Raw genomic sequence first — 21,704 nt, 5'->3', positions numbered from 1 at the left:
AAATTAAGAATACTTAGGATCGATCCTCATTTTTAGTGATTCATATAATGTATAGTGAAGTTGCATCAGGAGGTCAGTATGTCTCTATTCAAACGATATGCCGTACAAAAACAATATGATATAAAAGATTGTGGTGCTGCTTGCCTAGCCACCATTTCACAGCATTACGGGTTAAAAATGCCCTTAGCACAAATACGAGAGATTGCAGGCACTGATAAGCAAGGAACTAATGCACTAGGACTTATCAAAGCAGCAGAAAAAATGGGGTTTTCATCAAAAGGAGTTAAAGGAAACCAAGAAGCATTTTTTAGTGGATTTCCTCTTCCTTGTATCGCACATGTTGTCATAGATCAGGCGCTTTTACATTACGTTGTCATATATAAAATCACGAAAAAGAAAGTGGTTGTTGCTGATCCATCCAAAGGAATTGTAACATATAGCCCCGAAGAATTTTTCAAACTATGGTCTGGAGTTCTCATTCTAATGGTACCTACATCCCAGTTCCAGAGGAAAGATGAAACTCAAGGAACGCTTTCGCGTTTTTTCTCCCTTCTTGTTCCCCAAAAGCGAATGTTATTAGGGATTTTCTTTGCATCCCTTTTATATACTATTTTAGGCATATTAGGTGCTTTTTATTTCAAGTTTCTCTTGGATTCTATTATCCCTTACAGATTGGAAGATACTTTAACATGGATCTCTATCGGGGTAATTACGATAACCGTACTACAGACAATTTTGAATGCCTTTAGGAGTCATTTATTATTGTATTTAAGTCAAAAATTGGATATATCACTAATTATGGGGTACTATTATCATATTTTAAAGCTCCCTCTCTCCTTTTTCGAAACACGTAAGACGGGAGAAATAATTTCGAGACTCCTAGATGCTTCAAAAGTAAGAGAAGCTATCTCAAGCGCAGCTTTGACTATTATGATTGATACACTCATGGTTGTAGCAGGTGGAATTATTCTGTACAATCAGAACCCTTTTCTTTTTGCCATAACGGTTACTATGGTTCCGTTATATGCTTTAATTGTTTGGGGTTTCCATCGAACTTTCGATAAGCAAAACCGAAAGCAGATGGAGGAGAATGCAGCTCTTACTTCATATATTGTTGAATCCGTTAATGGGATCGAAACAGTTAAAGCCTATCAGGGAGAAAGACAAGCCAACTTAGAAACAGAGAAGAAGTTCATCAGGCTTTTACGAACAATCTTCAAGTTTGGGTTCTCTAATAACATACAATCTTCATTAAAGGGTGCTGTACAAGGTGTGGGAGGAATAGTAATTCTATGGATAGGAGCAAATGAAGTACTGAAAGGGAGCATGACTGCAGGACAACTAATTACATTTAATGCTCTATTAGTATACTTCATCAATCCAATTCTGAATCTGATCAATTTGCAACCTTCCTTACAAACAGCAGTTGTGGCAGCTGATCGTTTAGCAGAGATTATGGACTTGAAGCCGGAAAAAAATGAAGAAGAAGACCGAAATATAAAACCGAATTCTTTAAAAGAATCTATCACCTTTCAAGATATTCGATTTCGTTATGGTACGCGTGAATCGGTACTCAACGGTGTATCCTTAAGGATTGAAAAAGGAGAAAAGGTTGCTTTAGTAGGGGAGAGCGGGTCTGGTAAGACTACTTTGTCCAAGCTGCTTCTTAAATTTTACGAAGCCCAAAGTGGCGAGATATTAATCGGGGATAACAATATTAAAGATATCGCCATTGATTCATTAAGGAAAAAGATAAGCTATATTCCTCAAGAGACATTTTTCTTTAGTGGTACCATTCGAGAAAACCTATCACTAGGTTCCACGTCAGATATTGAAATGGATAATATTGTTGAGGCTGCAAAACAAGCTAGTGCTCACGAGTTTATTAATAACTTACCCTTGAGGTACCAAACAATGCTGGAGGAGAATGCATCAAACCTATCAGGTGGACAGCGACAAAGGTTGGCTTTGGCGCGTGCCTTACTTGGGAAACCTGATATTTTAATTATGGATGAAGCAACAAGTAATTTAGATACAACTACTGAAAAAGCAGTTTCTGAAACGATTCATGGATTAACAGAGATGACTATGATTATTATAGCTCACCGCTTAAGTACCGTCCTGCGATGTGATCGTATTTTTGTAATGGATCAGGGGGCAGTCGTAGAAACTGGCACACATGATGAATTATTAAAACGAGGGGGGCGTTATTATGAACTATGGAAGGATCAACTTCCTGGTATTGATGCATTACAGAGGAACGAAGAAGATAACAACATAGATGAGTATGAATTAGCAGGAGCAACTCTATGAGCACTAAACTTAACAATTTTGAAGAAATGATAGACACTAGAGAGATTCTTGAAAGAAAATCTCCTAAATTTATTAGTTGGTTTTTAGTTTTGTTGGCATTTACTTTAATGATCGCTCTGTTGTGGAGCTGGAAAGCCCAAATTGATATTGTTATAAAGTCATCTGGAACCGTGAGACCAAATGAAAAAATTTCAAAAGTTGTTAATAAAGCAACTGGAAGCGTATCAAAAGTTTATGTAAGGCAGGGTCAACAGGTTGAAGAGGGAGAAAAACTATTTTCTATACAGACTGGTACACTAGAAAAAGATAAAGCAAAGATAACAGAGGAATACGAGAAAATAGAGAAAAACTTGACTGGACTGAAGCAGCTATATGCTATAGTTCAATCTGGGGATCAGACAAAGATACAAACGTATACTAGCAATACTGTGTTGGGAAAAAGTAACTCAGTGGAAAATAAATTAAAACTGGAAATCTCACAAACAATTAAAAATCAAGCAAAAACGGATGTCACAATTTCAAATAAACGCCTGTTACTTAAAAGTCTTAATTATGGTGAAAATTATTTGGTTGCCAAGGATGCCGAATACGAGAGATATGAGAATTTTATGCTTAAGATCAAACAAAATCTCTTAGCAGAGGAGCAGTTACAGGAAGACTATAAACGTGCAATTTTTAGTAATGACGAAACTGCAGCTGGCACTGTAATGGATAAAATTAAAACATTGAAATTACAATTAGAGACAAGTCGAAGTGAATTCAGATACACAGTTCAAACAGAGCTACAAACTGCTCTTGAACAGAAGGAGAACATAGATAAACAAAAATCTGATTTATATGTTCAGTTACAAGTAAGCATTGAAGAGTTGAACAAACAAATATCAGACCTCAATAGTCAGTCAAATGTTATTAACACGACATTGGATAAGTATACAAATATAGCTCCTATCTCAGGTGTTATCAATATGTTAAGTGATATTGGGGAAGGACAACTAATTCAAGAAGGTTTACAAGTTATGGATATTGTACCGACCAATAATACGATTTATTCTGTCCAAATCGTAATGAATCATCAAGATATCGGCCGAATTCATGAAGGGGATGGCGTACGATTTCATTTCGCAGCATATCCTCGTGAGGAGTATGGGTCTGTAATGGGGAAAATACAATCTATAAGCAGTGATGCTCTGATTAATCCGAAGGACGGTTCATCCTATTATATTGTTGAGGCTTCTCTAGAAAAAAACTCCCTTATAAATACTCTTGGTCAAGAAGTTACTATTAAATCAGGAATGCAGACAGAAGCCTATGTCATCACAGAGCAAAAATCGGCGCTTCAATGGATTCTGGAAAAAATTGATTTCTGGAGCAAGTAATTAAATAAACTATGATGGATACTTTTAACGAAGACCAGCACAGTTGGCACTCTGTAATGCCAACCGTACTGGTCTTCATTAAATAATGTAGTGACTCTTATGGGTTATTTGAGTCTTCTTCTATGTAAGGTAAATTATTTTTGGTTCTAATCAATCTTAATTATGAAACTTTTGTATAAAGCTTACGCGATCTCGTACATTACATTTTGAATAGATCTTTTTGACAAAATTTCGTACTGTTCCTTCTGTAATACCAAGTTCTGCGCTAATGTAGAGCGCCCCCTTGTTATGTAACCAAAATATTGCAACTGATTTTTCTCTTTCTGTAAGTTGATATGTATTAAACACTTTATGCAAATGGATTTCATCAATTCGTTCGTTCTCGAGTTCCCTTTCTATATGTTTAACAAGGAATGTCATCAATGCAAACGAGGTGCTAAGTACATGAGGTGAGAAAAAGTTAAAATTGATATATGCAATTACTACATCTTTAACATAGACAGGTGAGGATAAGCAATTCCAATTGTGAAGTACATTCGGCTGGTGTTCACTACCTGTAAGAAAAATACGTTTTCCCGTCTGTATTGAAAGGGATAAAGCATTAATGCCAGTAGACTGAAGGCTAATTAAATTTCCCTTTTTAATCTTCAAAGGCTTCATATTCCAATGTAGGGAGTCTTCACCCCATAGATCCAATACGATACCGTTCGAATCAGTTAAAATAAATAAATGGGGGAATGCCAATTGCTCTTTTATAATCATTACTTCAAATTCAGTTTTTTTGATAAGCTTAGTTTCAAATTGTGAGTGCTCAATACAAAATTCTTCAGGAACCATCTTGTCTCTATTGAGGTACGAATATTCACCGGATTCCCAGTCTGTCCATAAAGCTATTGGAAAATCATCTTTAGTGTTCCAACTTTCTGGAACATGATTCTTTAATATATTAGGCAGAAGCAATACAATTCTCCTCTCATAATTTTCTGTATGAGTGTTCAAGAATAATTATATAGTATAGCCTAATATAAGGCAAAATTATAAACTTAAATACTTATTGGAAAATTTGTAAGTGACCCCAAACCCAAACCTGGGTGCCCCTCTACAGGGGAAGAATAACATGTTCATCGTGTTTTATGAGTTAATCACATGCCATTTTCATACAGCTTACCCTCTCGTAGCCGATCCACGAATCCTTGAAGCCAGACATAGTATTGCTCTGCATGCTGGAGCTTGTGCAAATCTCGCAATGCCTCTTCCCGTTCTTGTGCAGTTGTGTGTTCCGATAGAATCATGGTTGTCAGGTCGGGAATGACCTCGCGGATGCCTTCCAACATCACATCCACTTCCCGCTGCAATTTTAATCCAAAGAAGTTTTGAAACGTGCGAAAGAAATCTGTCTCCGCCACATATTGATCCTGCCGCTCCTTTTTCTCCTCTAATTTATAGATCATTTGAGACTCGGTTAACGAACGAACGGCATAACTCATGTTGCTTTTACTCATATTCATAGAGGTCTTCATCTCTTCCAGCGTCATCGGACGGTCTTCGAAATACATCACACCATACAATTTACCAAACGTATGATTAACCCCATAGAGATCCATCGTATTGGCAATCGCCTCGATGACTCTCTCCCTCAGTGCAGACCGATCAGGTAACGATAAATGATTCGGGTTCCCAACAATTTCTTTTCCCACAATGTCACCTCGGCAATAGAATAAACGTTTCCACGAACATATTCATATTTTACATGACTCCTTCGAATTTTAACACAACCCCGAAATAGATTTTTCAATTCGAATGTACAATCATTTTTGTACAGAAGATTAAACAAGCCAATATACATCTATAAATTGCCAATTGTTAAAGAAAATTTGGACAATAAGGAGTGGGAGAATTGCGTTTGAAATGTTGGAGGGAGTCGGAGGCGGTTCTATTCACGTTGCCTGCTCTAATCCCGCTGTTGATTTTCTGGCTGGGGCCTCTGGGATACATCGTATATCTCAGTTTTACGGACTGGGACTTCATGAGCCCGGACAAGCTGTTCGTCGGGTTGGATAACTACACGTACCTGCTAACGAACTCTGAATTCTATCGATCTTTGAAAGTGACGCTGTTGTTCGGACTCGGGAGTGTGATCCCTACGATTGTGGGAGGACTTGCACTAGCGATGCTGATGAATAGCAAAATGAAATCATCCGGTATTTTTCGCACATTACTCTTCTCACCATGGGTGACACCAACGGTTGCCGTATCCATCGCTTGGTCATGGATTTTTGAACCGCAAGTGGGACTAGCCAATCTGATGCTGGGCTGGGTAGGAGTATCACCGATTGGATGGCTCCGCGATATGGATTGGGCACTTGTTGCAGTATTGATTGTAACCTTGTGGAAGTCCATTGGTTGGGCAATGGTGTTCTATCTGGTAGCTCTAAGGAATCTGCCTTCCGATCTGCTTGAAGCAGCTTCCATTGATGGGGCGGGAGCTTGGGACAAGTTCAGAAGCATTACGTTGCCGCTGATCTCACCAACGACCTTTTTCCTTTCGATCATTCTGACTATTCAATCGCTACAGGCTTACGACCAGATTAACGTCATGACTCAAGGTGGACCTGCTGGATCAACTCGAACCTTGCTGTATATGTATTATCAGTCTGCTTTTGAATCGTTTAACGTCGGAGAAGCTTCATCGATCGCTGTAGTTATTATTCTGATCTGCGTGCTGTTATCGGGAGTTTCCTTCCTGCTTGGCAGACGCCTGGTGCACTACTAATGACAATGACCATGCCCAAAAGTAAAACGAGCCAAATGAAGCCCAGAGAGATGCATAAGGCATCCCGTAAAAAAGTAAAAATCAGTGCCATCCTTCGCTATCTGGCGCTTGCTATTATTGCACTTGCCACTGCTTTTCCGTTCTATTGGATGGTGATCAGCGGATTCAAAACGAATGATGAAATCTGGCAGTTCCCGCCGACCTTCTGGCCAAAGACATTTCTGTGGCAGAACTACGTGGATGCCTGGAACGCCGCACCGTTTGCACGGTACATGCTGAACAGCACCGGGGTCGCCATAGCGATCTGTCTGCTCCAGATTGTGAACTCCAGCATGATGGCATACGCCTTGACTCATATGAAATTCCGCCTTAAGGGCACGTTAACCGGCATCATTCTGGTGGGGTACATGATTCCCAGCACGGCAGTGTATCTGCCTGGTTATCTGGTGTTAAGCGAGCTGAATCTGCTGGATTCCTACACAGGTCTGATCGTATCCAACTGTGTCAGTGTGTTCTCCATTTTCCTGATTCGTCAGGCCTTTATGCAGGTGTCTCATGAACTCGTGGAAGCCGGACAGCTGGATGGAGCATCACATTTCCGCATTCTCTGGACGATTATTGCGCCGCTCGTTCGCTCCAGCTTCGCCGTGATGGTGCTGATTACATTCATCGAACAGTACAACAACTATTTCTGGCCAATGCTTATCACCAAAAACCCTGACCTACAGCTGGTATCTGCCGGGCTGCGAAGTTTCTTCGTGGAAGGCGGTGCCTATGGACTGGCTTGGCCGCAGATTATGGCTGCAAGTGCGTTTACCATCGCACCTTTACTTATTCTTTTCGTGTTCACCCAGAAAACGATCATGCAGAGTGTGAACATGACGGCTGGCGTAAACAAGAATTGATATGCTTCGCACTTTTGCTTAAAAAGTCACCTAAAAACGGGAGGAACAACAATGAATTGGAGCAAGTCAGGCATGACTTTGAAAAAGAAACTGAAGCTGAGCTGGAAAGGTGGCATGTCGCTGGTACTCGCCGCAAGCTTCGCTTTAATAACCGCTTGTGGAACACAAGCCCCGGCAGAATCGAATTCAACAGCGGCTGCTAGCGGCGGCACGGACACTCAGGCCAAAGCGCCGGTGGAGATTGAGTTTTGGTATGGTCTGGGCGGTAACCTGGGCGACAATATGAAAAAGAAAATTGATGCTTTCAACGCTTCGCAGAATGAAGTGGTTGTAAAAGGGATTGTACAAGCGGATTACACGGAGACGGAGCAGAAACTTCAAGCAGCCATTGCGTCCAAGAAAGTGCCTGCTGCCGTTCTGAGTGCCAATATTGACTGGGCCCGCAAAGGTTATTATGCACCTATGGATGAGATGATCGCGGCTGACCCGAACTTCAAAAAAGACGATTTCATTCAAACGTTCCTGGAACAAGGGAATGTAGATGGCAAGCAGTTCTTTTTACCGATGTATGGCACGACGCAAATTATGTACTACCGTATGGATACCTTCAAAGAGAACGGAATTGACCCGGCAAGCCTGACGACATGGGAGAAATTTGCCGAGGCTGCCGCGAAGATGTCCAAGAAAGAAAATGGCAAAACCACTTTCTACGGCTGGGAGCCGATGTGGGGTAGAGACAACATGATCGATGCTGTTATGGGCAAAGGCGGAAAAATTCTGAGTGATGACGGTAAAACGGTGATGATCGACTCCCCTGAATGGATCGAGACATGGGAACTGTTCCGTAAATGGATCAACGAAGACAAAATCATGGGCATTCAATATGGCGGTCAAGGCTGGGAGTATTGGTACAAGACCATTGACGATGTGATGAAAAATAAAGCGGCTGGATACACCGGTTCAAGTGGTGACCAAGGCGATCTGGATTTTAAAATCGTTGCGGCCATGCAACAGCCAGGCTGGGAAGGCATTGGCGAAGGTAAACCTGTAGCGAGTGCAATTCTTGCAGGTATTCCGGCAGCAGCTAGTCCAGAGCAACAACAGGCAGCGTATAAATGGCTGACGTATTTCTCCAAAACCGAGAACACCGCTTCATGGTCGATGGACACAGGTTACATTGCGGTACGCCAATCTGCACAGCAAGATCCAGACTTCAAGAAGTTTAGTGAAGAGCATCCACAGATTACGGTACCATTGCAACAGGCAGCACATGCTTCAGCTCCATTCCGTGATCCAACGGGCGGCAAAATTAACGATGCCCTGAAAGAAGCAGCGGATAAAGTGCAGATCAACAATGTTCCTGCAGAGCAGGCGCTGAAGGAAGCCAAAGAGAAAGCACAGAAAGAACTGGATCGCATTGCAAAATAATTCATTGTAATACATGAAGTTTGCATCCCCTCTCATGTATAAGCTTTAGTGCCTAAGCAAAAAGGGCGGTACACCACGTACCGCCCTTTCCATTCATTACGATCACAGACAAGGAGTTTAGTCCATGCAAGAGAATAGAGTAGACGATAGAACACAGATGCAGGTTGAAGCCATTCTGTTTGATAAGGATGGGACGTTGCTTGATTTTACAGGCATGTGGGGGTTCTGGACAGATTGTGTGTTGAATGATTTCAGAGAACAACTGCTTATTCGTGGTCTAGAGATGGATGAAGCCGATCTTCCAAAGATCTGGGGCACGTTTCACGATGAACAGGGACGGATGAACGGTTATGATGTCCGGGGCCCGCTCGCCATGGGTACGATGGATGAAGTATATGCCGTGCTGACGTGGCATGGATATCGTGCAGGACTCAGCTGGGCAGAAGCCAAAATGATCGTAAGAGCATGCCTCGCACAGGCCGAGGAAGCGATGGAGGTACATCGTCCGGCGCATCCGCTACCCGGTGTGAGAGAGTTTTTGGAGCAGTCTCGCGAGCAGGGGTTGAAAATGGGCGTAGTGACAGCCGATGAAACGGCAAGTGCAGTCAAACATCTGCAATGGATGGGGCTGGACGCATACTTCGATGTCATCATTGGAACGGATCTGGTAGACCGCGGAAAACCGTTTCCCGATATGTTGCTACTTGCTTGTGAGCGACTCGGTGTACAGGCGCAGCAGGTCATGGTGATTGGGGACACGGACGGGGATATGGAGATGGCGAGAGCTGCTGGAGCAGGCTACAAGATTGGCATTGGTGAGTCTGGGAAAATACAACTGGCGGATCGCACAATCCAGACGTTCCATGAATTGTTCTCCGGTGGGTTAGGCCGATGACGAGTAGTCAGACTTATCTGGGCTGGGTGTTGCTGGCACTTGCCATTGGTCTGGAACTGAGTGCCACGATCTTACTTAAAGTGTCGGATGGTTTCTCCAGATTGTGGCCTTCCGTGATGATGTTTGTTTGTTACGCCGCAAGCTTCACCTTTCTGAATTATGCCGTTAAGTATATGCCGCTGGCTGTGGCCTATGCGATCTGGTCAGGCGTGGGGATCACGATGATTGGCGTGGTGGGGCATTATTTCTTTGGTGAACGACTGCGGCTGACGTCGATGGTATGGATCGGTTTTATTTTGATAGGCATTATTGGACTGAAATGGAGTGATTCGTAATGAGTACTACTGAGCAGCCACTGGCTACCTTCCAGGTGATCACAGACACACATGTACGGGACAAGGCAGATCATATTCATAACCGGCATCTGGAGCAGGCGCTTGCGGATATTGCCTCTTACAGCCATGGAAGCAGTGGCATTATGCATGTGGGTGATGTAACCGACCGCGGGTTGCCGAGCGAGTATCGGGAATGGCAGCGAATCTGGGAGCAATATGCGGAGAAGTTGCCGGAGATACGTTTCACGGTGGGTAATCATGATATTGGTGCAGTCATCTGGCAGAAGCCGCCCCTGGTTCTGCTTGAGATGAATGAAGGCCAGGTAGCGGGGATCTTGGAGCAAGATGCGGAGTTAGAGCATCCGGTGAAACAGACTGCGGAGGAGTCAGCGGCGCTGATTCAGCAACTGGCTGGCAACCAATTCGTGCTACCAGGGCAGACCGCACATGAAGGGGAAATTCACGCAGACATATCCGCTAGAGCTGAAACCATTACCGTTGCGGGATTATGGCATCGGCGTTTGATTGATTTTGAAGTGGCGACAGGAATGAAGGGAACGTACCACGATCATTGGATCGATGGATATCATTATATCTTCCTTGGTACGGAGCAGCCGCATCCGAAGGACTGTGAGATGTCGTCTAAACAACTGGAATGGCTGGATGCGAAGCTGGCTGAACAGGCTACGCCAGATCATCCCATTTTTATCTTTATCCATCAGCCGTTAATGGACACCGTTGCGGGATCGCTTCAGGCACAAGGCTGGTATGGCGTGAATCAGGATGCAGAACTGAAGGCCGTGCTGGCCAAGTACCCACAAGCAATTCTGTTCTCTGGACATACGCATTGGCAACTGCAAGCACCGCATACGATGTACGATGGTGCAGGCCAAATGCCAACCATGTTCAACGCCTCCTCTGTTGCCTATCTATGGACGGATGAGGATGATCATTTGGAGGGTAGCGAAGGGTTGCATGTAGAGATTTACAAGGATCGAGTCGTTGTGAAAGGGCGGGACTTCACTGCCGGGAAATGGGTTGAAGGTGCTGAGTATACAGTGCGATATCCAGTAGTGGAGAGTTGAATAATAGCGATATAAGCAGAGTTGTGTATAAGCATGACTCTTTTTTTTCCATGTTTACTGTAATCTCATTACTAATAAATATTGTATTTTTTGGAATATACGTCTTATTATAAATGTATTCCGTTGGGAGATTGGATAATCGTTTTGGTAAATGAATTTATTTTTAATACTTTTAATTTTCTACTCAAAAGCATAGTTGCTCTTGCTGAAAAATTTTATAGTACGGGATATACATTCGGAGAATTTTTAGATCGAATTTTTTAATCCAACTCAAAAGAGGGCATGACCCAATGTATCCATTTGGGCAAAGTTGTAAATGGGTATGCCGAAGATTTATACTCAAATATATACACATGGTTAGCCCTCATAAAGCTCTAATCATGGTTACCAATGAATGTATTTAATCACGGAGAGGATGTAGAAGCGGAATGCGAGAACTTCAGGTTCAAACGAAATATGGTACGGTTCAAGGCGAGCTTTTACACGGTGCAAGTGTATGGAAGGGTATTCCATATGCGAAGCCGCCAGTAGGAGAGCTGCGTTTCCGAGCTCCGGTACAGCCCGAGTCATGGGAAGGAATCAGACAGGCGACCGAATTCGGGCCTGAGAATATACAACCGCGTCGGGATTCAGAGTGGATGGGCGGGCAGAAGCCGCCAGAGTCAGAAGATAGTCTGTATCTAAACATCTGGGCACCCGAAAAAGAAAGCAGTCACCCCCTTCCCGTTATGGTCTGGATTCACGGGGGATCGTTTGTTACCGGATCAGGCAGTCTGCCTGTATACGATGGCACACAACTAGCCGTTCGTGGCGATGTTATCGTGGTGACGATTAACTATCGTCTGGGGCCGCTAGGATTCCTGCATATGGCTCCGCTGGGTGATTCCTATGTATCCAATGCAGGCCTGCTGGATCAGGTAGCTGCGCTGCAATGGGTGAAAGATAACATTACTGCCTTCGGCGGTGATCCGGGTCAGGTTACGGTGTTCGGCGAATCAGCAGGTAGTATGAGTATTGCCGCATTAATGGCGATGCCAGCAGCCAAAGGGCTGTTCCAACGTGCCATCATGGAGAGTGGTGCTTCGCAGCTCATGCCGTCTGAGCAAGCTTCGGCTTTGCGTGAGGGCATGTTGAAGGTTCTTGGTGTGGACCGAGACAACCTAGCTAAGCTGAACAGCATTCCGGTAGAGCAGATTATGGCGGCAGCAGAAACGGTGAAGCAGCAGAGCGGAGCAGGCATGGCCTTGTTGTTCCAACCTGTGCTCGATGGTGAGACTTTGCCTCAAATACCACTTCAGGCTGTTAGTGAGGGTTTCGCACAGGATGTCTCTGTACTTATCGGCACAACACTGCATGAGGGATCGTTATTTATTCAGCCGGATGTACCATTCTCGAACGAAATTGATATGGTGCAGGGTGTCGACTTCATGACGCCGGATCTGGAGAATCGCGCTGCTATCGCGGATAGTTATCCGAAGACAGCGGATGGACAAGCTCAAGTCATGACGGATATGTTCTTCTGGCGGTCAGCACTACAGTATGCATCTGCACAGCAGAAGCATGCCCCGGTGTGGATGTACCGTTTTGACTGGGTGATGCCGGAGCATCCCCTTCTGAAAAGAGCGATCCACAGCATTGAGATGTTCTTTGTATTTAACACGCTGGATACGCTGAAATTCATGAAGGCTGTGCCGGATGAAGCGGCTAAAGCGCTTGCTCTCAAGGTACAGGATGCCTGGATTTCCTTCGCGAAAAACGGCAAGCCGGAGACAGCAGGAATCGAATGGCCTGAATATCGTGAGAATCGGGCGACACTCATTTTCAACCATGAGATCGAGGTTGTGCATGACCCGGAGGCGTCCAAACGCGAACTGCTGGGGGTTAAGTAAGACATCCTTCATTTCACAAGTCTGATGTTATGCAGAGAGTTCAACAACTTTACAGATTTCAGTATTAATTTCGATATCAGATTCGGTATCCGAAAATTCAAAGGCGGCCTCATGGATTCACCATGAAAGGCCGCTTTTTTGCCTATGTGATCGTCCCTGTAAGAGAGAGTACACTTGATTTATTATTTACGCGAGGCTCGCGTACGGGAGACTTCGTCGAAGTAGAAGGAACGTTTTCCACCCGAGAATATCACGACCAACACATGGATAAACAGGATGATATACACGAGAAAGTACACCATGTTGATACCGAGCGAAATCCAGACGAGATAAGGCTGAATGACATCATCTCGATAGTTAGGGTATGCATATTTACTTACCAGTTGAATAACCGTTAACAGAAGCCACGGAGCATAGATAGCAATCAATCGTTTCAATAGTGTTGAAAGCGTCGGAGTACCCGTTTGACGATCGACATATCGGAACCGGAGAACGGCAGAGCCTGGTGTAACTCCGCTTTGAACCCATGGGATAAAGAACAGAACAATAACCATCGCCGTGGACGTATTTAGTACATCCTGGATATCGTTGGACAAGGTGAAGATTGACATGAGATTGGCGATAATCACCACCACAATACCATCGATCAGCAGTGCAAGTAACTGTGGCACAGGATAGACGCGGTTTTGCTCCACGATTTGCTCACTCTTGGCTTGAATACTCTCACGTGACGGGAACAAGGCCAACACTAGCGGGGCTGCGAAAAATCCAATCACTGCACCGGAGGTGTTCAACATCAGATCATCCACATCAAACAGTCGGTAAGGACAACTGAAATATCCGTATAACCCGGTGAGTTGGGTGACTTCGAAAAATAAGGAAAGCCCGAAACCAGCGACGAAGGCATGTTTCCAGAACGCCCTCTTTTGCCAGAAATACCGGATATATACCCCCAGTGGCATGAGCAGTAATACATTGAACAGCACTTGCAGGAAAGCTCGGCCCTTAATCATGTTGATCCACGTAGAGGGTTGAGACCAGATGATCGGTGTTTCCCTCATAATGTCTTTCACGAACATAAAGGGTTGAAGGTTGTAATACACCGCATTCGCTGCGTGGCCAGCACAGTTATTTCGAGTCGCGGGAAGCGGCAGGATCACCAGGCAGTAAGCAGCCATGAGGAAGAAAATAAAAGAAAAGCTGACGGCAAACCGGGACCAGCTAAAGAAGCCGTCTTTGCGATAACCATAGATTAACCACGGCACCAGCAAAAACATGGAAGCAATGACAAAGATGATAAACGCGGTCTGAATGGGGAAAACATAGGATGACATAAGCAGAAACTCCTTTGGCATGGAAATATAAGCAGAGGACAATGTCCGTAAGGTTTATAAAATGATTTCGTCTGTTTGGATACTTATATATTAAGCGGATTTCCTTAAAGCAAGGGTAGAATCAAGTTTAAATTTGGTTTAAATTCGGTGTAGGTGGAACCTTCCATATAAGTTAAACCGTGTTGCAGTGATCCATCGTATGGAACAAACGGCCCAAATCCCGTATACTTGCATGTAAGCCAATTTTAGAATGGAGAGTTTAATACATATGTCTACTTTGCCTAATTGTCCGAAATGTAATTCGGAATATACGTACGAGGACGGAAATTTGCTCGTTTGCCCGGAATGTGCGCATGAATGGTCTTTGGAAGCAGATCAAGGGGACGCTGAGGAATCCAAAGTTGTGCGTGATGCCAATGGAAATGTACTGAATGATGGGGATACTGTTACGGTCATTAAAGACCTCAAGGTGAAAGGCAGCTCACTCGTCGTGAAACAAGGAACCAAGGTGAAGAATATTCGTCTGATCGATGGAGATCACGATATTGATTGCAAGATCGATAGCTTGGGCGCGATGAAGTTGAAGTCCGAATTTGTGAAAAAGATCTAGGCTGCTGTCGTTCAGGGACTGCACTGTACGTGAGTTCAAATATACTTGTCTTCATCCATGAAGAACGTTCATTTCTGCATTGCTGTGGAAGTGAACGTTCTTTTTTGGCTGTGCTGAAAGAAGAAGAATGAACCTTTGAAGGATCGGCTTTGTCTATAGATTTGAAAAGGCTGATGCAGAGAAAGGAGGAGAGTTGTTTGACTGAAAAAGAACTGTTCGAAATGTACAACAAAGATGTGTACCGGACGTGTTACTACATGCTCCATCATGCGCAGAATGCGGAAGATGTATGCCACGACGTTTTTGTTACCGTCTTCCGTCAGGATTGGAGGAAGGTAGATTACATGAAAACATGGCTGATGAAAATCACAGTGAATCACTGCCTTAATTTTATGAAAAGAGAGCATGCATCCAAGCAACGGGAAAAAAGGCTTTTTATGCTCACGCCGCAACGAACGGTTGATCCGGTTGACGAGGTGGCTCAGCATGCGGAGGATTCGGATCTCTGGGAACAATGGGTTCAGGAGTTGCCTGAGAAAATACGTTCAGCCATTCTGCTACGCTATATGAACGAATTCAGTTTATCGGAAACGGCCGAAACGCTGGAAGTTCCGCTGGGTACGGTGAAGTCAAGAATATATAAGGGAATTCGTCTGCTGAGGAAAAAATGGGAGAAGGCCAGCAAACAATATCAGAAAGGGGAAGTGTACAGTGAAACAAACAGAAAAAAGATTGTCTCATCATCTGAAAAATGATGCGGATATCCATTATCCCGATTTTAATGCCATGTGGGATCAGATCCAAAAGGATCAAGAACGTTGCCCTGAGCTTCATGCTTCAGCGAGGAAAGAAAATGTACGTCGGAACCCGAGATGGAAAAAAACCACACTGATCGGAACAGCAGCCGTTGTTCTTATGGCGACACCTGTATATGCAGCAGTCCACTATGACTGGTTTGACCTGTTGGATCACCGGAGTGGTATCCAGAATGCGCTGCAAAATGGACTTGGACAGAAACTGAATCAATCGGTGACAGTCGGCGGGGTAACATTAACACTCGATACTGCCTTTACTGATGATAATCGTACCGTTATTTTGTATACCTTGAACCCCGGTAAGTACAAAGGGGATACGGTAAGATTCCCTTCGATCGGCCTGCGGGATGAGACGGGGAAGCAAATCGAAGGCAGGTATTATCATGATTTTGATCAGGCGAACGGAGTATACAAAGGTTATTTTGAAACGGAGTGGACACCGTCAGCAAAAGAGGCCAATGTTGATTTCACAGTAAATGGAGTCCAGGTGTTGGCTCCCGAGGAACAGGCAATTAACCTGGATCTTTCCCAGCGGCAGTCACAAGGGTTTGATATTCATAAAGACGGCTTGGGTAAACTTGCAGTGAGTGTGTTCAACGAGAAAGATAATCAAGTGATGCTGTCTACATCGTTAACGTTTGACCAGTCTGATGTCCGTGAGTATGCTTATCCTTTTTTGAAGATTTATGATCAGAAAGGACAGACATTAGATTCGGTTGCACCGAGTATAAGCGGTAAGCCAGGAGCGCATGGTGAATATATATCAGAACAGTTCTATAACCTGGATACGTTAAATCAACAAGCCTCATCTTATGTACTCGCGTATCATAAAGAAGAAGGTAGAATGGATCAGCCCCTGAATATCGGTATACGATTAGATAAAACGGAGATGCTTAGCGGCACGAGCAAAAGAGTGTTGAATCTCCCTCTGGGCCAGCAATCGGATGGAGTACTCGTGAAGGAGGCCATCATTACGCCGACACAAATCCGGGTGATTCTTGCTCAGGATCGAGCCATCTTGCAACTGCCCTATTTGAAATATGATCTGGATGTGAATGGTACCCGGTTGCAAGGTGCCGTATGGCCGTCAGATCATTCAAATCAAATGGAATTGCGCTTTGAAGTAAACCCAGGTCTGAAGATTAATCCGGATACCCCAATGACTCTGTATGCCCATCATCAAGTTCAATATATTGAGGGTGAGTTCGAGCCGGTTACTTTACCTTCAATTGGTGAGAAGCCACAAGTTGTGGATTCAAAACTTGGCGGTTATACAATCCATTGGACATATTACCTTAAGGACGGGGATTTGTACGTGGAGAGGTATAGTGATGATCCGCATTTCGGGGGGATGAATCAGACATTTATGCTCTTAAAGGGTGAACGAAGCTATGGTATGCCCACCAAGACCCAGTTTGCAGGCGACGGAGACAATCAGGGCATTGATCGGTATGAGAAGTATACATCGGATACGGCCGTTGTATATCCATGGATGTACAGTATAGAAGAACCGGAAGCTAAAATAGCTGTACCATTAGTGGAAGAGATGCAAAAATAAGAAGGGTTGATGTAATACGGTTTGTATTTTATAAATGAGTGAACTATTCTGGTTTATTGTGAATTTAGAGTTGACAGTAAATATTTAGGAGAACTATACTTGGTAAAATTAAAATAACAAACGCAATGATCAGGAGTATTAAGGTATATGGCGTGGTTCAGAGAACTGTCAATTCGGTGAGAGACAGTCCAGCCTGTCCCCAACTCACCTGTGAGCGGCAGGATCGAAGAACAGTTGTAGAAGTGTCTTCATTGGTTCAGCGAACGAAGGACTGAATGAAATGGTGGATATGATGAACTGAATTCACGTAGATTCTGACGAGTAACCTCCGTCATCAGGTCATGAGATGTTATGGAAGGATAGGTTGGTGTAATCCTGTCTATGAACAAAAAGAGTGGTACCGCGAAGGTCAGACCTGTCGCCTCTTAGCTGAGGTGGCAGGTCTTTTTGATGTTCTGTCAAGCTTAATTCCAGAGAAAAGGGCAGGTGCACAAGAGATGGATAGAGATCGAGAGCGCATTATTCAATATTATTCCGGTTTTGATGAGTGGGGCAGGCTGGAGCGTGAACCCATTGAATTCATCATTAACATGCATTATATTCGCGAACATCTTCCGCCAAGCGGTCTGATTCTGGATAACGGTGCAGGGCCGGGGAAATATGCGATGGAACTCGCCAAACGGGGATACCAGGTTACCTTATCGGATCTTACACCTTCATCCGTAGAACAAGCACGAGAAAAGGCCGAAGCGTTTGGGCTGACGCAGCAGTTTGAGGGATTTCATGTATTGGATGCGACTCATCTGAACGGGATTGCCGTTGAAACCTATGATGCGGCGCTTATGCTGGGGCCACTCTATCATCTGCAACAGGAAGAAGCGCGGGAGGCGGCAGTGCGTGAACTTTATCGGGTAACAAAGCCGGGAGGCGTTGTATTTGTGGCGGTACAGACCCGGATGCGGATGAGCATCAACTCACTGCAATCGCCGCATCATTGGAGGCCCAATGACAGCATGGATGCGATCCGGTCTTTTGTAGAAAGAGGCACATTTGATCATCAGGATCAGGGCCGCTTTACGGGAGCATACTATTTTCATGTGCAGGATGTTGTACCGTTCATGGAACAGCACGGCTTCGAGACTGTTCAGCTGATTGGTTCCTCCAGCCTTAAAGCAATGATCACGGATGAACAGGAGTACTATTGGAAGGAACGGGGCGAGGAGCAAGAACTGCTTCAATACTTGATTGAGGCGGCCAAAGACCCTTCCATTCTGGGAATCTCGTCTCATCTGCTGTATGTCGGAAGGAAGTTGTAGAAGAAAAGTACCCTCTGGAAACAGAGGGTACTTGTATTTCTGCTCAAAATAGTCCAATATAGAGGTAAATAACAAAAGGTGATCTACTTACAATAGGTTAGATGAACGACGGATCGCTTCATACACAGGGAGGAACATATCATGGAAATCGGAATTAGTACATTCGTGGAAACAAACCCGGATGTTAATACAGGAGAAGTAATTAGCCATGCGCAGCGTATTCGTGATGTTGTGGAAGAAATCGTTTTGGCAGATCAAGTGGGTCTGGATGTGTACGGTGTAGGGGAGCATCATCGTTCGGACTATGCGGCTTCATCCCCGGCAGTCATTCTTGCGGCGGCAGCTTCGCAGACGAAAAACATTCGCTTGACCAGTGCAGTGACCGTGTTGTCGTCGGATGATCCAGTACGTGTGTTCCAGGACTTTGCGACATTGGACGGTATTTCAAATGGACGTGCGGAGATTATGGCAGGGCGTGGTTCATTCATCGAGTCCTTCCCATTGTTCGGCTATGATCTGGGCGACTATGATGAATTGTTCGACGAGAAATTGGACCTGCTTCTGAAACTGACGGAGTCGGAAAAAGTAACCTGGTCAGGCAAACATCGCCCTTCCTTCAACAACCTGGGCATCTATCCGCGTCCAGTGCAGGAGAAGCTTCCGGTCTGGATTGGCAGCGGCGGTAATCAGGAATCGGTTGTCCGTGCAGGTCTGCTCGGATTGCCGCTGGTGCTTGCCATTATCGGTGGTCGTCCAAAACAATTCGCACCTCTGGTGGAGCTGTACAAAAAAGCAGCCACACATGCCGGACACGACGCTTCCAAGTTAACCGTTGCTTCCCACTCTCATGGCTTTGTTGCCGATACAACCGATGATGCGGTAGAGAAGTTTTTCCGCCCTGCACAAGCGGTAATGAACCAGCTGGGACGCGAACGCGGATGGGGACATTATGGCAGAGAGACATTTGATGCGGCACGTAGCCTGGAAGGTGCGCTGTACGTAGGGGATGTGGACACCGTCGCTGAGAAAATCATCTATCTGCGCAAAGAAGTGGGCATCACCCGTTTCATGTTGCATACACCACTGGGTACACAACCGCATGATGAGGTTATGCACGCGATCGAACTACTGGGCAAAGAAGTAGCGCCGAAAGTTCGTGAGGAAATTGCACGTTGGGAAGCGGAGAATCAGGAAGCACGCTAAGCCGGCTATAGATGATAAAAATGATCTAAATTGATCTATTCAGTACACCGAAATAGAGTAGCAAAAGAAAAAGGAGCCTGTCCTAAGCGTATTACATACGCGAGCGGACAGGCTCCTTTTACGTTTAATTTTAACCGTTTCTACATGCAACAATCTTGTATTTATCCATTCGCAGATTTGTTCACAAGAGAGCCTATAACCATCGATAACGTATGATCATAGAGGGTTTTGGCGGCTTCTTCGTTTTCAATATGTCCTCCCAGGTACAGATGTATCACACCATGTAAGGGAGCCCAGATCATACGCACCGCAAGCAGGGGATCTTGCACCTGAATCATTCCTTGTTCAATGGCTAATTCAACTAACCCAGACACTTGTTTCAGTGCAGTGGCTGTTCCCTGTAACGTCTCTCCGTCCGGTTTGAATTCGGAAAAAGAACCTCCAAACATCAGCTGATAGAAGCTGGATTGAGAAATGCCGAAGTCCCAGTAGACGTAGGCCAGATCACGGAAATATTGTTCGAACGATGCTTGCCGGGGAACAGCTTCAAAATGCTGAGCCATAACAGAGCATCCCTCTAAATATAGATGTTTGGCTAACCCTTCTTTTTTGCCAAAAAGGTTATATATGATCTTGGTGGAGCATTCCATGCGTTCAGCTACGCGGCGTACCGTGACGGCTTCCGGTCCATGCTCTTGTAATAAAGCCGCAGCGGCATGCACAATATTTTGCCGAAGATTATCCGAGTGCTGCAGCCTTGCTTCCTGAAAGGTTGTTACAGTATGTGCAGATTCCGCGGAACCCGAATGTGTATCCTTCATTGATTTCATCCTCATAACCGTATTGTTGTTAAACAGAAACTGCGACGCTTCCTTTGCTTATGGTCATTCTACTGTTTTACGCCAGATCACGTCAATTGAATTGGATTCTTGAAAGTAAGCACTACATTCTGAAGTCGAGTTAAACAGATTGCAGTTGACAGGATCATGAATAGTGGTTACGATGGTTCCATATAGAAACGTTGTTTCCGATAGAAAACATGTGTTTATATTCATGCAAAGGGTGGATGAGAAATGATAAAACAACATCAATGGGCACTTATTACAGGAGCTTCTTCAGGAATAGGTGAAGTTTTTGCACTCGAAATGGCTTCGAAGGGTAACCATGTTGTGCTGGTAGCAAGATCGGAGTCTAAGCTGGAACAATTGGCAGAACGAATCAAACGTACATATCAAGTAAGGGCAGAAGTGATCGTATCGGATCTCTCCGAATTAGACGCGCCACAGAAGGTATATGAGGAATGCCAGAAACGGGGAATACAGATTGATATCCTGATCAATAACGCTGGATTCGCTACTCATGGATACTTTGAACAATTGCCTGGTTCCCGGCAACAGGATGAGATTATGTTGAACGTATTAGCTTTGACAAACATGACGCATCTTTTCTTGCCAGGCATGTTAGAGAAGGAGAATGGCACGGTTATTAACGTGGCTTCGACGGCAGCTTTCCAACCTGATCCGTTTATGGCGGTGTACGGGGCCACAAAGGCATTTGTACTTTCTTTTACAGAGGCGTTATATGAAGAAAATTGGAAGCGTGGGGTTCAATTTTTGGCACTATGTCCGGGTTCAACCGAGACGCCGTTCTTTGATGTGGTAGGTGCTAGTGAAGCTTCTGTAGGCAAACGGGATACACCTGAGCATGTCGTGGCCGTGGCCATGAGGGCGCTGGAGAAAGGCAAGCCATATGCAGTACCAGGAGCCCGAAATTACTGGACAGCACAGTTCTCCCGCCTCATGCCACGCAAGTCCATGCTGCGAATTGTAGGCAGCATGTTAAGACCACGATTCTAAGATTGCAAGTTAA

General features: G+C 44.6%; 19 protein-coding genes. 15 read left to right on the top strand and 4 right to left on the bottom strand.

Annotated features, from left to right (window positions below):
* Positions 1-78: 78 nt before the first annotated feature.
* Complete coding sequence (locus tag MKY23_RS27645; protein WP_339833942.1) at positions 79-2,313, top strand: peptidase domain-containing ABC transporter; 2,235 nt, start codon at positions 79-81, stop codon at positions 2,311-2,313.
* Positions 2,310-3,689 carry an HlyD family efflux transporter periplasmic adaptor subunit gene (locus MKY23_RS27640; RefSeq protein WP_339833939.1) on the top strand — a complete coding sequence of 460 codons (1,380 nt, stop codon included), beginning with the start codon at positions 2,310-2,312 and terminating at the stop codon, positions 3,687-3,689. The genes MKY23_RS27645 and MKY23_RS27640 overlap by 4 nt, the downstream gene beginning before the upstream one ends.
* Positions 3,690-3,845: 156 nt before the next feature.
* Here MKY23_RS27640 and MKY23_RS27635 read toward each other — a convergent pair whose 3' ends face one another.
* A complete protein-coding gene (locus MKY23_RS27635; protein WP_339833936.1) occupies positions 3,846-4,649 on the bottom strand; it encodes a LuxR C-terminal-related transcriptional regulator in 804 nt (267 codons plus the stop codon).
* Positions 4,650-4,831: 182 nt separating this feature from the next.
* A complete protein-coding gene (locus MKY23_RS27630) occupies positions 4,832-5,386 on the bottom strand; it encodes a transcriptional regulator (protein ID WP_339833933.1) in 555 nt (184 codons plus the stop codon).
* A 200-nt stretch (positions 5,387-5,586) separates the two neighbouring features.
* On the opposite strand from MKY23_RS27630, the gene MKY23_RS27625 reads away from it, so the two are divergent.
* From MKY23_RS27625 to MKY23_RS27595, 7 genes are all read left to right on the top strand, one after another.
* Entirely contained in the window at positions 5,587-6,462 is an 876-nt protein-coding gene (locus MKY23_RS27625) for a sugar ABC transporter permease (protein WP_154889888.1), read from the top strand.
* A 50-nt stretch (positions 6,463-6,512) separates the two neighbouring features.
* Positions 6,513-7,367: a carbohydrate ABC transporter permease gene (locus tag MKY23_RS27620; protein ID WP_154890331.1), complete on the top strand. Its 855-nt coding sequence runs from the start codon at positions 6,513-6,515 to the stop codon at positions 7,365-7,367.
* A gap of 51 nt (positions 7,368-7,418) precedes the next feature.
* Positions 7,419-8,795, top strand: coding sequence for an ABC transporter substrate-binding protein (locus MKY23_RS27615; RefSeq protein WP_339833926.1), 1,377 nt, complete (start codon positions 7,419-7,421; stop codon positions 8,793-8,795).
* Positions 8,796-8,919: 124 nt separating this feature from the next.
* Complete coding sequence (locus MKY23_RS27610) at positions 8,920-9,690, top strand: HAD family hydrolase (protein WP_339833923.1); 771 nt, start codon at positions 8,920-8,922, stop codon at positions 9,688-9,690.
* Positions 9,687-10,025 carry a multidrug efflux SMR transporter gene (locus tag MKY23_RS27605; protein ID WP_090921184.1) on the top strand — a complete coding sequence of 113 codons (339 nt, stop codon included), beginning with the start codon at positions 9,687-9,689 and terminating at the stop codon, positions 10,023-10,025. The genes MKY23_RS27610 and MKY23_RS27605 overlap by 4 nt, the downstream gene beginning before the upstream one ends.
* Positions 10,025-11,110 carry a metallophosphoesterase family protein gene (locus tag MKY23_RS27600; protein WP_339833920.1) on the top strand — a complete coding sequence of 362 codons (1,086 nt, stop codon included), beginning with the start codon at positions 10,025-10,027 and terminating at the stop codon, positions 11,108-11,110. Before MKY23_RS27605 ends, MKY23_RS27600 begins: the two co-directional genes overlap by 1 nt.
* 428 nt (positions 11,111-11,538) lie before the next feature.
* Positions 11,539-12,999 (top strand): carboxylesterase/lipase family protein, encoded by a 1,461-nt coding sequence (locus MKY23_RS27595; protein WP_339833917.1) that lies wholly within the window; start codon positions 11,539-11,541, stop codon positions 12,997-12,999.
* 182 nt (positions 13,000-13,181) lie between these two features.
* On the opposite strand, the gene MKY23_RS27590 is transcribed toward MKY23_RS27595, so the two are convergent.
* Positions 13,182-14,333 carry a VanZ family protein gene (locus MKY23_RS27590; protein WP_339833914.1) on the bottom strand — a complete coding sequence of 384 codons (1,152 nt, stop codon included), beginning with the start codon at positions 14,331-14,333 and terminating at the stop codon, positions 13,182-13,184.
* A 268-nt stretch (positions 14,334-14,601) separates the two neighbouring features.
* Between MKY23_RS27590 and MKY23_RS27585 the strand changes: the two genes are divergently transcribed.
* From MKY23_RS27585 to MKY23_RS27565, 5 genes are all read left to right on the top strand, one after another.
* Positions 14,602-14,943: a zinc ribbon domain-containing protein YjdM gene (locus MKY23_RS27585; protein WP_090921192.1), complete on the top strand. Its 342-nt coding sequence runs from the start codon at positions 14,602-14,604 to the stop codon at positions 14,941-14,943.
* A 197-nt stretch (positions 14,944-15,140) separates the two neighbouring features.
* Positions 15,141-15,698, top strand: a complete 558-nt coding sequence (locus MKY23_RS27580) for an RNA polymerase sigma factor (protein ID WP_339833909.1) — start codon at positions 15,141-15,143, stop codon at positions 15,696-15,698.
* Complete coding sequence (locus MKY23_RS27575) at positions 15,655-17,316, top strand: DUF4179 domain-containing protein (RefSeq protein WP_339833906.1); 1,662 nt, start codon at positions 15,655-15,657, stop codon at positions 17,314-17,316. The genes MKY23_RS27580 and MKY23_RS27575 overlap by 44 nt, the downstream gene beginning before the upstream one ends.
* Before the next feature lie 497 nt (positions 17,317-17,813).
* Positions 17,814-18,632, top strand: coding sequence for a class I SAM-dependent methyltransferase (locus MKY23_RS27570; RefSeq protein WP_339833902.1), 819 nt, complete (start codon positions 17,814-17,816; stop codon positions 18,630-18,632).
* A 141-nt stretch (positions 18,633-18,773) separates the two neighbouring features.
* Entirely contained in the window at positions 18,774-19,835 is a 1,062-nt protein-coding gene (locus tag MKY23_RS27565; protein WP_339833899.1) for an LLM class flavin-dependent oxidoreductase, read from the top strand.
* Positions 19,836-19,996: 161 nt separating this feature from the next.
* Here MKY23_RS27565 and MKY23_RS27560 read toward each other — a convergent pair whose 3' ends face one another.
* The gene (locus MKY23_RS27560) at positions 19,997-20,656 is read right to left on the bottom strand and encodes a TetR/AcrR family transcriptional regulator (RefSeq protein WP_339833896.1); all 660 of its coding nucleotides are present in this window, start codon (positions 20,654-20,656) and stop codon (positions 19,997-19,999) included.
* A gap of 252 nt (positions 20,657-20,908) precedes the next feature.
* Here MKY23_RS27560 and MKY23_RS27555 point away from each other — a divergent pair, with 252 nt between their 5' ends.
* Positions 20,909-21,691, top strand: a complete 783-nt coding sequence (locus MKY23_RS27555) for an SDR family oxidoreductase (RefSeq protein WP_339833893.1) — start codon at positions 20,909-20,911, stop codon at positions 21,689-21,691.
* Positions 21,692-21,704: the final 13 nt, after the last annotated feature.

This window comes from Paenibacillus sp. FSL R7-0272 (assembly GCF_037969905.1).
GTDB lineage: Bacteria > Bacillota > Bacilli > Paenibacillales > Paenibacillaceae > Paenibacillus > Paenibacillus polysaccharolyticus.
Note: the sequence above shows the minus strand (reverse complement) of the source record. Positions and strands in the feature narration are given on the sequence as shown.

Excerpts from the sequence above, each read along its gene's own strand:
- MKY23_RS27645 (WP_339833942.1), top strand. The coding sequence starts at position 79 with ATGTCTCTATTCAAACGATATGCCGTACAAAAACAATATGATATAAAA.
- MKY23_RS27640 (WP_339833939.1), top strand. The coding sequence starts at position 2,310 with ATGAGCACTAAACTTAACAATTTTGAAGAAATGATAGACACTAGAGAG.
- MKY23_RS27620 (WP_154890331.1), top strand. The coding sequence starts at position 6,513 with ATGCATAAGGCATCCCGTAAAAAAGTAAAAATCAGTGCCATCCTTCGC.
- MKY23_RS27615 (WP_339833926.1), top strand. The coding sequence starts at position 7,419 with ATGAATTGGAGCAAGTCAGGCATGACTTTGAAAAAGAAACTGAAGCTG.
- MKY23_RS27610 (WP_339833923.1), top strand. The coding sequence starts at position 8,920 with ATGCAAGAGAATAGAGTAGACGATAGAACACAGATGCAGGTTGAAGCC.
- MKY23_RS27605 (WP_090921184.1), top strand. The coding sequence starts at position 9,687 with ATGACGAGTAGTCAGACTTATCTGGGCTGGGTGTTGCTGGCACTTGCC.
- MKY23_RS27600 (WP_339833920.1), top strand. The coding sequence starts at position 10,025 with ATGAGTACTACTGAGCAGCCACTGGCTACCTTCCAGGTGATCACAGAC.
- MKY23_RS27595 (WP_339833917.1), top strand. The coding sequence starts at position 11,539 with ATGCGAGAACTTCAGGTTCAAACGAAATATGGTACGGTTCAAGGCGAG.
- MKY23_RS27590 (WP_339833914.1), bottom strand. The coding sequence starts at position 14,333 with ATGTCATCCTATGTTTTCCCCATTCAGACCGCGTTTATCATCTTTGTC.
- MKY23_RS27585 (WP_090921192.1), top strand. The coding sequence starts at position 14,602 with ATGTCTACTTTGCCTAATTGTCCGAAATGTAATTCGGAATATACGTAC.
- MKY23_RS27570 (WP_339833902.1), top strand. The coding sequence starts at position 17,814 with ATGGATAGAGATCGAGAGCGCATTATTCAATATTATTCCGGTTTTGAT.
- MKY23_RS27565 (WP_339833899.1), top strand. The coding sequence starts at position 18,774 with ATGGAAATCGGAATTAGTACATTCGTGGAAACAAACCCGGATGTTAAT.
- MKY23_RS27560 (WP_339833896.1), bottom strand. The coding sequence starts at position 20,656 with ATGAAGGATACACATTCGGGTTCCGCGGAATCTGCACATACTGTAACA.
- MKY23_RS27555 (WP_339833893.1), top strand. The coding sequence starts at position 20,909 with ATGATAAAACAACATCAATGGGCACTTATTACAGGAGCTTCTTCAGGA.